Below are 12635 nucleotides of genomic sequence, written 5' to 3' on the forward strand. Positions count from 1 at the left end.
CCTAAAATAATAAAAATTTGCTCTTTACTATTCTTTTAAATCTTCTATTTGAGCTATCTTAAACATTCTATTTATTCTATATGTTAAGTCATTATTTTCTTCAGATAATTCTTTCAAAGCATAAATCAAATTTTTTCTAAAATTTTCAACTTCTGCAATATGAGATTTCTTTCTCAGATATTCAAATGAAATTTCTGTAAAGTCTTTATTTTCATTTAAATACATTTTACAATCGTCTTTAGTTAAAAATTGCAATCGTGCTACATCACTACTAGTAGAATGGCTAGATATTAAATTCTCAAGAGCGTTATTAATATCTTTAATATCAAGTTGTGATCTTACTACTCTATTATAGGTATCTTCTGCATACTTTTTAAGTTCTTTATTATAAGAAATCACTGTATTATATTCAGATTCTCTATAATACCTTATATGTTCATTTATTGTAAAAAAATCGTCTATATAATGTTTTCCAGCCTCGATTAATAAACTATCATACTGCGGTTTATTTTGTTCATCAATTCGAGTTAACTCTTCTATATAAAATAAAAAATTATTGGGATGCACTAAACTTATTATTTTTGTATCTTGTGCTAGCAATGCATATAATTTTTCACTATACTCTTTACTTGTTAATGAAAAATCATCTAAATATTGACGTCCTAAATTCATAATATCATCATAAAGTTGCGACCTTTTGAAATTGTTAGAATCTTCTTCTACTACACTATAAAGTTTTTCTTTATCTATAATACTTGTATTGATATATTTTGCTAATACTTCTGTGATAGGGGTGATGATATATTCTATATCATAGTATATGTAATGTAGTATCTTTTCCAACTTATCATCAATTGGAAAAGGTTTATCACTATTGAGATGATGAGTAGGTTTCTCAATAGTATATTTACGTAATTTTTCAAGTTCTATAAAATGAAAAAGAGCATAAATAGTTGATATTTCTAAAATATTTTCGGCTATTTGCCTTTTAGAATTTTTATGTAAAAAACCCCAATCTTTAATAAAGTCAAAATCATTTAAAGCAGTAACCATTCGTTTCATTACTCTTATATTTTTAATATCTTTATCTTTTAAATATTTAATCATATACTCTTTGAAAGGTTCATATTTAATCTTGTTATTTACTATATTAAATAAACTGTCTATTGATGGTGAGTAGAATAGTTCTATATCAATTATTTTTTCTTTATATTCTGTATACTCACTATTCTCTGTTTTTGAAGTATTAAAATTTAAACTTACATTTTTTTCTCCATCTACATTAGTCGAGTTTATATCATAACTTGATATATTGTTATGCTTATTTCCAAGCTTCTCTTGATGCATAATCATTACAATCTTGCATTTCTTATCTTCTTTAAGTGACGATATTAATCCCATAATATCTTTATGAGAAATATTGTCTGATAGACGTTCAAAATCATCAAAACATATAATTTTACCTTTGAAGTCTGTATCACTGAGTATACTTAAAGCAGCACTCCCAAGAACACCTCCAATACCATATGTCATTTTATTAATTTCTTTCAAAGCCGGGTAATATTTTGCTTTTAATCCATCTATTCCTTTGGCAATTTTACTTTTCCTTGAGACTTTCAATAGTATTTCGGAATTAATAGACTCTATTGAATGTTTTCCAAACAAAGATACATATGCAATATCATGTTCTTGATATTGTCCATTTTTTATTAAATGTTCTTTTGTATATTCTTTCCAAAATACAGTTTTTCCAATACCCCACCTTCCATCTATTGATAAAACAAATCCATCTTTATAATCTTCATTATCTAGAGCTAATAATTGATTTAATTTTTCTGTAATCTCTTCTTTGTTTAAGCCATCTGTTCTTATCAAATCACTTTCTATTTCCATAATTTTATTCCTAACAATAAATTTCAACAACGATTATACATAAATCTATTGTTTTAGTTTCACCTTAGTAAGTTCTACAAATCTACACATTACTAAACACAGAAGCTACGGCAGAACCTGCGACGGCTAGTAAAGAGAGTTTTAGCATTGCTAGACCTAGAAGTATTTGTGATGTTGTCTTATTCATCTTGTATCCTTTTATTTTTTGATACTAGAAGTATATAAGGACTCTGTCAAGACGGCATCTACAACTGCTTTACACTTTCTTTACATGTAAGCATTTCTAGACAGGTTTAACATCGCATTATTGATCTTTATAAATGACCTGTTTTAACAAAGATTATAGTTTCTTCATCCACAAATGGATAGTGTTCACTTAAATGGGGACTTCTGATCCAACAGCCTTGTGGATACGCTCCATGTTCATCCATGAAAGTTCCTTGTAGTACAAGGATCTCTTCTCCTCCCCAATGTCTATGAGGGATAAACCTTTCATTCTGAGGCCATTTTACCAAGGCTGTTTGTGTATGCAAAGGGAGTACTTCTAAGTTTCCCTGTCCGGGTAACCATTCAGAAGTAGATGTATTTATGATGACTTGTTCTTCATCTTTAGACTGATCTACTTTTCTAAAAACCGTGCATCCGCTTGTTGTTCTGACATAAGCTTCATTTTCTTTTGGTAGATAAAGATAAGTCCCTTTGTGAAACTCTCCAAATTCATTCATATACGTTCCGTCTAAAACAAATATCTCTACACTGTTTATCTGTTGTGAATCTCGATTTAAACTTGTATTCTCTTCCATTTTTACCAAAGCTGTTTCTTCTTGGTTCTTTAAAGAGAGTGTTTTTTTGAAAACACCTGTTTGTTCAGTTTTTTCCCACTCTAAAGTTTCTGTATTTATCAAAGCTCGTTTATCATAGTCACTATTCATCAGCTATAACCTTATAGGAAGGAGTTCAAATCCAATTATTGATCTTTATAAAAGATGATCTCAAAGCAGACACCATTTTTTTCATTTCTTACATTCAGTAAACCGGAGCTATGATTTTCTATGACTATTTTAGAGATGTACAGCCCTAGTCCTGTACCGTTTTTTTCACTTTTTGTTGAAAAGTACGGGTCAAATATCTTCGGTAAAATGGACTCGTCAATACCGCCTCCGTTATCACAGATCTGTATTGTAAATTTATGTGCATCTTCACGCGCACGGATCGCTATTGATGGATTTTCTATATTTTTTTCCATAAAGTTATCTATACTGTTTTTAATGATATTTAGTACCACCTGCATCACTTCATAGGTATAGATCTTGATGTGATTTCTAATACTGATATCGACAGTAATTTGTATATTCTCTTTGAGGATAAGAGAGTGAAGAATCTTTAAAGCCTTTTCTATAGGTATGTTCAAGCTTGTCAACTCTTTTTCTTTATCGGGTTTAAAGAAGTTTGTAAAATCATCAATAGTACCGGTCAGATAGCGCGTATACCTATGTATATCTGCCATCTCATCCTCTACAAGCTGTAAAAACTTTTCTCGTGATGCTTTATCATCAAAATTAAATTTTTCTAATTTTATTTTACTTTGAATATTAAAAGCACTCATCCCGATGACGCTTAACGGCTGCCTCCACTGATGAGCTATGACACTTATCATCTCCCCCATTTGAGCAAGTCTGCTTTGTTGCAGCATAAGTACTTGCTGAACTTGATTTTTATTTATCTCATCTTGTACGGTTACATGTAAGATCTCTTTTTGTCTTTTCTGTTCATCAAATAAAATGCCGACTACGAGGACTACCGCCATATGAGCAAGAATAAAAATGTTGTAATTGATGATGTTGTCTGTACTTGCACGCAGATAAAATGCACCAATACCAAAATAGACAGAGTAAGACGCGATCATTGCGACGATAGCACTCATAAATGTTCCATATAAGATCCCTTTTTTCGAAACTATAAAAGTTATTACCGGCATCGTTAAACACATAAGTAAAAAAGGATTTTCTATAGCAATAATGATGGTTAAAAAGTAGATATAAACTCCAAAGAGAGCGCCAATGAGTAAAAAATCTTTAAAATCTATTTTTTTAAAGTGAATAAAAAAAAGCAATAAAAACGGGGTTAGTAAGAACTGTCCCATAACATTGCCGAACCACCATGAAAATACAGCATACAAAAACTCACTGGCTGTTAAATGAAATCCGTCAAGTAAAAGTACAGCATTGGAGAATATGGCACTAAAAGGCTGTAATATCAGGGCAATGATAAAAACCAATCCAAAAGCATCTCTAAAAGTTTTCAACTCTTTGCTAAGTTCAAACTTATTAAAAACATATATCCCGATCAACGCTTCTATGGAGTTAATGACAGCCACTGCAAAAGAGGGCAGAAAGTTAATGTTGTTCGTATAGGCCAACACAAACTGGCCTATGAAAATACCGGGTACGACTCTTTTACCAAAGTAAAGTGCAAAGGCAAGAGCTATCCCCTCCGGAGCAAAAAGACCGATACAGTTTATGCCTTCGTTATTGTTCAACAGATCAAAACTAAGCTTTCCCGTGACAATATATAAAAAAGCGATGGCTATACCGGGGAGTAGAGATGTAACTTTAAATGTAGTGTATTTTTGTTTGATGCCTATTGCGAGTTCTTTATAATTCATAATTACTCTTCATCTTAACTGCTCCCCCTGTTCTTACTTGGGGAAAACTATACTTTATGATTGTACCTTAATTGCTCGCTAAGAGAAAGCCTTCTATTTTCAAATAGTCACCGGATAAGTTTTTATCCGGTTTTTAAACTTTATGCACGATCAGGAAATATACCGACTACACAGATAATATAATGAAGTCCCATACTTGGCTGATAATTATAAAAAGCTTCGCCCTTTCCTGTACTTTCCGTGGCAGGGGGAAGTGTTGCCGTAATACCCGTTACAACATTGTTAAGTAGCGCATTTGGTGTCGATGTGGATAGCATAGGGATAGGAGTCACACCATGTCCATTGTCATAACTACCCGCACTGGCTAAAGCTTGTGCTCCAGCTGTTTTGCTTGTATTCGCAGTTCCATCATGAACTTTTAAATTTGCTGTAGCATTTGATGGAGCAGAATTATTGATCCCATGGTTATGTGCAGGTAAATTATTTTGAGTTAAAGTTACCGTTTTATCACCAAATTGTTCACCCAGATGAGGAAAACTTGATACGCCGACAGGAACTCTTCCCGTAAGATCAGGAAGCTTAAAAGTGATTCTTCCGTCTCCACCGTAAGTTGTTCCTATCAAAGAAAATAAAGCCTGATTTTCCGTTATGTGCATCGTTTGCCCTGCACAGAATGCCCAATTTTTTGGAGCCCAAACTACTGGCCACAATCTAATCTCTCCTAAATAACCTTCCATAACATATTTCCTTTTTAAATTACTATTTCAATAAGGTCAAGCCTTACTATCATAATGACTATAAGCAACATAGCTTATGTCAAACAGATTGCTGCAAATACATAACTTTAGTCTTTGTTTCAAATTATCTCTAGGTTATTTTTATTCATAAACTTGCTCCTTTAATTGAAAATTGATTATCTTTTTCTTCTAATCTCAAATTGTTAATGATGTCCGGCATCCTATTTATTACCAGGATGTCACCGATATAAAAAATCTTCTCCAAGCCAGATGAGAGATATTGATAATTATTTAGCCAATAGATATTTTCATTTTGCTTGTTCATGTCATCTGGTTCTTTTATATTGTCTATACTTGCTAATAAATTCTGCATTGATAGATTAGCCGTTGGAGTCGTCACTGGAGTAGTCACTGGACTAGCAGCTGCTGTAATATCAGCAGTAGTGGTCGTACTTGAACTTGCAAGAGTGTAATTTGAAGCGACTCCGCCATTGGTACCGTCGGCTAAAGAGTAACCGATTCCTGTGACTGTTTTAGCAGTTCCGACATTTTGATCGCTAAAACTTGCAGTGCCATGATTGAGTGTGAGCGTCTCTGTCCCTACCCCTGTACTTACACTTCCCCAGTTTGAAATATTTACATTTGTTGTACCGTCATATACTTTATTATCCGCAGTAAATCCATTGATCGTTAATACCTTAGCCGTAATATCAGCAGTTGTTGTCGCACTTGAACTTGAGAGAGTGTAATTTGAAGCAACGCCTCCGTTTGTACCGTCGGCTAGAGAGTAACCCGTGGCCGTAACTGTTTTTGAAGTTCCGACATTTTTATCGTTAAAGCTTGCCGTACCATGATTTAGCGTAAGTGTCTCAGTTCCTACGCCTGTACTCACACTCCCCCAGTTTGAAACGCTTACGGCAGTTGTACCGTCATATGTTTTATTTGCGCCACTCAGACCTGAGACACTTAATGCTTTTGGATCTATAGTCATCGTTCCATTTCCAAAAGAAATAGCATACCCGCCGACCTGTTGTGTGGAGTAATAACCAAAAGGGGTAATGGAAACACTTCCCGCATTAGTATGATCTCCTGCTGTGCCTGTAACACTGTTTGTCCCGAAGGTATATCCAGCTGAGCCTAAAAGTAAAGCACTTGGTGAAGATATGGAGTAGCTTACTCCACTTGCATTTTGTGCAGTTCCATTATAGGTTGTGGTGACATCATTTGCCGTTACTGTTAAAGGCACCATAAAAGCACGAAGTAAAGGAGCGGTATACCCATCATAACCGATCCAAGTACTAGTAAAATCAAATCCGGTAAAATTCGCCTGTTGTTGCATCTGGGTATTACTTAAACCTGAAACACCGGGGTTATTATCCGTCAATCCGGTAGCGGTATTAAAATAACAGTTTGAAAAGTTCGCTTTAAGATCCGAATTTTCATCAAATCCTCCGGTATGCGTACTGTTTGTTATAGTTACATTTGCATAGCTATTGATTATAGAACCTGTTGAAGTCTGACTCTCATTACTGTTCCAGCCAACAAATCCCCCTGTATAATCAGCATTATTTATACTCCCTAGAGCATAACTATTTTTGATTACACCTCCATTCTCTCCTACAAATCCTCCTACATTGGTTATTTGATTTGTATTTGATATTGCAACATTGGCAAAGCTCTCTGAGATACTACTTGCTGCATCAAAAATCTCTCCTACAAATCCTCCTTCACCGTTATTGGCATTTGCATTGCTTATCGTTCCCCCGTTTACATAACTCTTTTTTATCGTTGAAGCATTATCCATAAACCCGACAAATCCACCAACAGAATAATTATTTGTTGATGTTATATTGATATTGGTAAGACCAAGATTTTGGATTGTTGCACCGCTTATATCACCGAACAATCCAACATCCGTTGTAATATCAGATGAATTTATAGTCAGGTTATTAATAGTATGCCCGAGTCCGTCAAATTTACCGGTAAACGGTGTTGCTATATTCCCAAGCGGCACAAAGTTGGCAATACTTGATGCATCGACATTGCTCCCCAGTGCAAAATTACCAAAAAGAGTGCCATTGATATTTTGTAATGCGTTTGCTGTCGTGATTACCGTATAGTTTATGGCACTGTTAGCTCCAAGCTGTGTCGTAAAGTTTTGTCCGGCTTGCAGGTTGATAGGTGCATGAGTATAGTAGTCTGCATTAGCGTTACCTCCAGTACCATAATCTAGTACTACTTTTCCGCCGCTGCCCCCGGAAGCATCGAGGGTTGAGTTTATATAAATATTGTTATATGCCGAAAGTGTAAGAGTATTGCCGCTTGTCCATGTAACGGCATCATTGACATTGATATCTCCCCCGGTACCTGATGTACCGCTGCTGCTTTGGATCGTAATGCTGCTTGAAGCAAGGTTAGTTGACAGTGTAGCTCCTGTCATATCTCCACCGCTTGCGGCGATAGTAAAGTCGACAGGGTCTATCAGCCATATTCCGTTATCGCCGTTGGTGGCTTTAGTGGTGACTTTTGTGTTTTCTGCTATCTTTACATGAGAACCGCTTGTCTCGATGAAACCGCCGTTACCCGTATTTGGTGCTGAAGCATCTAAAGTACCTGATATCTCAGTCGTCCCTCCATGAGCGAAGAGGACTATCTTTCCGTTTTGTGTATCTATGGAGTTGGCTTCTATGATGCCTGTATTGTTTACCATACCGTCTAGGACTGTACTGAGGGCTTGTGTTGTCAGGTAGACTTGTCCGCCGTCTGCTTGGATGATCCCTTTGTTCTCTATAAGTGAGTCTAGGACTCCTTTATCTATAGTAAGTTTGATTAAAGAGTTACCATTGAGATTCAGGGTCACTTTACTTGCGCCTGCGAGTTGGACATTTCCAAGTGTTGCACTTATAAGACCTTCATTGGAAACTGTTTTTCCTGCTAAGACTACATAGCCTCCGGAGTTTGCCGTGATAGTTCCTAGATTAAGGATTGAGTTTGTACTGCTACCGCTTAGGGTGTAGTTTCCTTTTTGGAAATCGTCATCACTCATGTTCAGTGTTGAAGCTACCAAGCCTCCTACATTTACTTGTGAGTCTTTAGAAAAAATGATACCGTTTGGGTTAAGAAGAAAGACCTGACCGTTTGCGTTTATGGTTCCTTCTATAAGTGAGCTTGTTACTCCTACTACACGGTTAAGAGTTATTGAAGAGCTTGAGGGTTGTACGAAATTTACTGTCTCATTTGGAGCTACACTGAAGCTTTGCCAGTTTATACTGGCTTTTTGGGTGGTTTGGGTTATAGTCGTGGTATCTGCACTTTGGGAGATAGTCGCTGTCCCGGTTGTCACTACTCCGGTACTCGGAGCTGCGCTTAAGACAGTCATACTCCCAAGAAGTGCAGTTATGACTAAGGCTATCTTCCCGCCTTTTAGTATTCTAAACCTTGAGCTATATTCATGATTAGTTTTCATCTTAACAGTTCCCCCAGTTTTTACTTAGGAAAACTATACTTTATGATTGCACTACAATTGCTCGTTTCATGAGAGCTGATAGTGGTTTTTAGAATTTATCATTTATAATCAAGTGTCAACATTCAATTTATAACCGATTGCATACATACTCGTAATCGTTATTTCTGGGATTTTCTTTCGTAGGCGAACAACCATATTTCGTATGTTCTCCTGTTTAATATCTTCATTATAGATATAAAAATGGTTTAATATTCTTTCAATAGTGCAGATGAATCCAAAATCCTCTAAAAGTACTTCCAATAGCAATAAATCATATTTTGCTAAATTCAATAATTCATCCTTATAAAAAAGAGATTTTTTGGTTTTATTCCATACGAGAGAGCTGTTTATATGAAGCAATTCATCACTAAGAACTGCAATATCACTTACTTTTTCTAAAACTTCCAGCATATTCTCCGGACCGATGGGTTTTGGGATGAAATGTAAGATACCAAGGTTTATAAACTCTATAAGATATTCAGGATTTTGATGCGCAGATATGACGATAAAGACTTGATCTTTATTTTGTTCTTTTATCGTTCGGATAAGTTCAATGCCATTTACTTTAGGCATCTCATAATCCGTCATCACAATATCAAAAAATTTTCCATTTTTTTCTTGAAACTCTTTATATCTTTCTAAACCCTCTTCTCCGTTTGAAGCTGTTTGAACATAATCAAAATAATCACCAAGAACAGACGATATTTTCTTTTGTAACGGAAGATAATCTTCAACAAAAAGAATACTCAGGTTTTTACATTTTTCGTACAACGATTGTCCCATTATCTTTCTCCATACAAGATGATCTCGAAGCAGACACCATTATCTATATTTTTAACATTAAGTAAACCTGAACTATGATTTTCGATCACTATCTTAGAGATATACAGTCCAAGTCCAGTACCGTTTTTTTCGTCTTTTGTGGAAAAATACGGATCAAATATCTTCTCTAAAATAGCATCGTCAATACCACCGCCGTTATCACAGATATTCAGAGTAAACTTGTTATTGTCCTCTTCAATACGAATATTTATCTTAGGGTCAGGTATACTCTTTTCCGTAAAATTATCAATACTGTTTTTAATAATATTTAAAATGACCTGCATCACTTCATTGGTATAAATATTTATGCTTTTATTGGTTTTTATATCGACAGTTACTTCAATACCCTCTTTTATTATCATTGTATTAAGAATATTTAAGGCCTTTTCAACGGGTATACTCAAGAGTGTAGATTCTTTCTCTTTATTTGGTTTAAAGAAATTTGTAAAATCTTCTATAGTACCGGTTAGATATTGCGTATAACTATGAATATCCTTTATCTCATTTTGCAAAAAATGCAAAAACTTTTCTTGTGATGCTTTCTCGTCAAGATTAAATTTTCCCAAATCTATTTTATTTTGAATACTAAAGGCACTCATATCTATAACACTTAAAGGCTGTCTCCATTGATGTGCAATGATACTCAGCATCTCTCCCATTTGGACAAGTCTTGCCTGTTCAAGAAGAATCTGCTCTTTTTTATATATATCTTTAATACTTTTTTCGACTCTATCTTGAAGAAAGCCGTTAACTTCTTGTAATTTATGCTGCGCATCTAAGAGGTTCTTTTCCGCCTCTTTTTGAGCTCTCATATCTATGCCTATATAGATTATTTCATTGTCTGAAAGATTTACATTTACCCATCTGCTGGGGATAAGTTCTCCATTTTTAGTCATAGGAGTCATCTCTATATATTGTGTTTCTTTTCTTGCAGCAAAAGCTTCTCGCATAATCTCCTGCTGCAGAGGATCAGGGTGAAAAAGTGCAAATACATTCTCATGTGCATTGAGCTCTTCAATGCTCCATCCAAAGACTCTTTCACACTCCTTATTCCATAAATGGCAATGTCCACTTGTGTCAAAAGAGTCAATAAATATCGGAGCGATATCAAAAAGTGTTTTAAAATGCTCTTCTCTATATTTACAGTTTTGTTCTATCTCTCTACTTCTCTTTATTTCGTTTTGCAGTCGTAATATCCACACTGCAAGTACTATAATAATAAAAAATAAGATCGATATGAACATTATTACTTTTCCCCATAAGAATTGACTATATTCTATCTTAAAATACTAAAAACAGTTGAGCGAATAACTTATTACTCGATTTTCCCGATACAGATGCTGCATCTGAACCGAATCCGCATGCATAGGAAGCTTTGAAGTTTATATACTTATATGAAGCGCTATAACTCACCCCCACATCACTTAATCTTCTGACATTATCTGTCAATCCTGTCCAAGCTTTTGCATTCTTCCATATTTTAGCCGTATCGTAAAACAGACCGGCTTGATGAGTGAGATTTATGACTGTCGGTAGATTGCGTAACAGTTCCGCTGAAAAAATAAAACCTTGATCGCCTGAAAGTTCATTATTGCTGTAAGCTCTTACTCCGTAAGGACCGCATACTGATAACTCTTGACTTGAATCTAGATTTTTATCAAAACTTTTTTGTGCATTAAACACTGTTTTAAATATTGTTTTCTCATTTAACTGCTGATTATACGTTAACTCTAGATTTGCCTTGGAAAACCTACCTTCTGATTTTAAAATCAAATCATTTATCTGTGCAGTTTGAGTTTTTAAACTTTTATACCCTTGAGTAAAGGAGACAGTCCCTTCAATAGAACCGTTTCTTGCGAACATGTTCATACTTTTATAAGCATTGAGAGATACTGTAAAATCATCAACGATTTTTTTATCATCTTCATGATTCATCCAGTCTGACATGATTCTATGTTCATACTGCCCTTGTATATCTAAACTGCTTGTCATTGTTTTTATGATCGGGAAAACAACTCCTGCTTCTAAAACAGTAGCGTCACCATAAGCATCAAGATCTTTATAAATATCACCCAAAGTGTATTTTAGTCTGCTGGCACCGATATTGGTCTTCATACCAAAATTACCTATTGGAAGGTCATAAGACAGATGTCCATATTTCAATCCATCTGAAAAAGAGTTCAGAACATAAACACTTAAAGCATCACCGTATCCGGATGGAGAGTTAATAGTTCCGCTGGCACTGCCTCTATACTCACCTGTATATTTATTTCCATAATTATCAACAACAGCATATCCTTCGAACCGCTTATGCTCTTTAGCGGTGATTGTAAAGTCGCTGCTCCCGACTTTTTTCCCTGGAAAAATTTCTGCATTGACTATCTGTACCCCTGAGAGAGAGTTGATAAGCAATATCTGTCTTTCTAACTTATCCATAGATATTACATTCTGACTGTCCAGTTTAGAAAGATATCTCTTTATCGTAGCATCATTTACATTTGAAGAATTATTTATATTAAATGTACCGTAGACACCTTCGATGATAAATATTTTCACAATATTGTCATGTAAGTCCTGTACGGGGATATAAGCACGTGCTACAAAATAACCGTGAGAGCGATAATACTTAGTAATAATCTCCGCAACTTTTTTGATTTCCAAGAGTGTTAGTTCTTTACCTTCATACTCTTTAATAAGTTCATGTAGGACTTCTGTAGAAAATACTGTGTTGTTTTGGATTTCAAACTTTTTAACCAGAACTTTTACGGTATCGTCCCCCGTAATAGGCGCTGCATACTCTTGTGAAGGCATTACCGGCAATGCTTTTTTCTCCACCGGTTTTAAAGCGGGTTTTATCTCATTTAAGATGGTTCCTGAGTTTGGTATATCCGCTGCAAACATCACATTTACTAGTAACAGTAAAGTTATAAAACTTTGTTTTAGTATTTTTCTCATCTTAATAATTCTCCCACTTTTTACTTTGGGAAAACTATACTTTATGATTGCACTTCAA

At 34.9% G+C, this 12635-nt stretch carries 8 protein-coding genes; all 8 read right to left on the minus strand.

Annotated features, from left to right (window positions below; genetic code table 11):
• Positions 1 to 27 precede the first annotated feature (27 nt).
• Positions 28 to 1893, minus strand: coding sequence for a P-loop NTPase fold protein (locus WCX87_RS08845; RefSeq protein WP_345979327.1), 1866 nt, complete (start codon positions 1891 to 1893; stop codon positions 28 to 30).
• Between the two features lie 314 nt (positions 1894 to 2207).
• The gene (locus tag WCX87_RS08850) at positions 2208 to 2825 is read right to left on the minus strand and encodes a cupin domain-containing protein (RefSeq protein ID WP_345979329.1); all 618 of its coding nucleotides are present in this window, start codon (positions 2823 to 2825) and stop codon (positions 2208 to 2210) included.
• Positions 2826 to 2860: 35 nt separating this feature from the next.
• Positions 2861 to 4558, minus strand: coding sequence for an ATP-binding protein (locus WCX87_RS08855; protein WP_345979331.1), 1698 nt, complete (start codon positions 4556 to 4558; stop codon positions 2861 to 2863).
• Between the two features lie 140 nt (positions 4559 to 4698).
• Positions 4699 to 5295 carry a tail fiber protein gene (locus WCX87_RS08860; protein WP_345979332.1) on the minus strand — a complete coding sequence of 199 codons (597 nt, stop codon included), beginning with the start codon at positions 5293 to 5295 and terminating at the stop codon, positions 4699 to 4701.
• A 145-nt stretch (positions 5296 to 5440) separates the two neighbouring features.
• Positions 5441 to 8761 (minus strand): YDG domain-containing protein, encoded by a 3321-nt coding sequence (locus WCX87_RS08865; protein ID WP_345979334.1) that lies wholly within the window; start codon positions 8759 to 8761, stop codon positions 5441 to 5443.
• A 108-nt stretch (positions 8762 to 8869) separates the two neighbouring features.
• Positions 8870 to 9583, minus strand: a complete 714-nt coding sequence (locus WCX87_RS08870) for a response regulator (protein WP_345979336.1) — start codon at positions 9581 to 9583, stop codon at positions 8870 to 8872.
• On the minus strand, positions 9583 to 10824 hold the full coding sequence (locus tag WCX87_RS08875; RefSeq protein ID WP_345979337.1) for a PAS domain-containing sensor histidine kinase: 1242 nt from the start codon (positions 10822 to 10824) through the stop codon (positions 9583 to 9585). The genes WCX87_RS08870 and WCX87_RS08875 overlap by 1 nt, the downstream gene beginning before the upstream one ends.
• A gap of 79 nt (positions 10825 to 10903) precedes the next feature.
• The gene (locus WCX87_RS08880; RefSeq protein ID WP_345979339.1) at positions 10904 to 12577 is read right to left on the minus strand and encodes a ShlB/FhaC/HecB family hemolysin secretion/activation protein; all 1674 of its coding nucleotides are present in this window, start codon (positions 12575 to 12577) and stop codon (positions 10904 to 10906) included.
• Between the last annotated feature and the right edge of the window lie 58 nt (positions 12578 to 12635).

The organism is Sulfurimonas sp. HSL3-2, assembly GCF_039645965.1.
GTDB classification, from domain to species: domain Bacteria; phylum Campylobacterota; class Campylobacteria; order Campylobacterales; family Sulfurimonadaceae; genus Hydrocurvibacter; species Hydrocurvibacter mobilis.

Excerpts from the sequence above, each read along its gene's own strand:
- WCX87_RS08845 (WP_345979327.1), bottom strand. The coding sequence starts at position 1,893 with ATGGAAATAGAAAGTGATTTGATAAGAACAGATGGCTTAAACAAAGAA.
- WCX87_RS08850 (WP_345979329.1), bottom strand. The coding sequence starts at position 2,825 with ATGAATAGTGACTATGATAAACGAGCTTTGATAAATACAGAAACTTTA.
- WCX87_RS08855 (WP_345979331.1), bottom strand. The coding sequence starts at position 4,558 with ATGAATTATAAAGAACTCGCAATAGGCATCAAACAAAAATACACTACA.
- WCX87_RS08860 (WP_345979332.1), bottom strand. The coding sequence starts at position 5,295 with ATGGAAGGTTATTTAGGAGAGATTAGATTGTGGCCAGTAGTTTGGGCT.
- WCX87_RS08865 (WP_345979334.1), bottom strand. The coding sequence starts at position 8,761 with ATGAAAACTAATCATGAATATAGCTCAAGGTTTAGAATACTAAAAGGC.
- WCX87_RS08870 (WP_345979336.1), bottom strand. The coding sequence starts at position 9,583 with ATGGGACAATCGTTGTACGAAAAATGTAAAAACCTGAGTATTCTTTTT.
- WCX87_RS08880 (WP_345979339.1), bottom strand. The coding sequence starts at position 12,577 with ATGAGAAAAATACTAAAACAAAGTTTTATAACTTTACTGTTACTAGTA.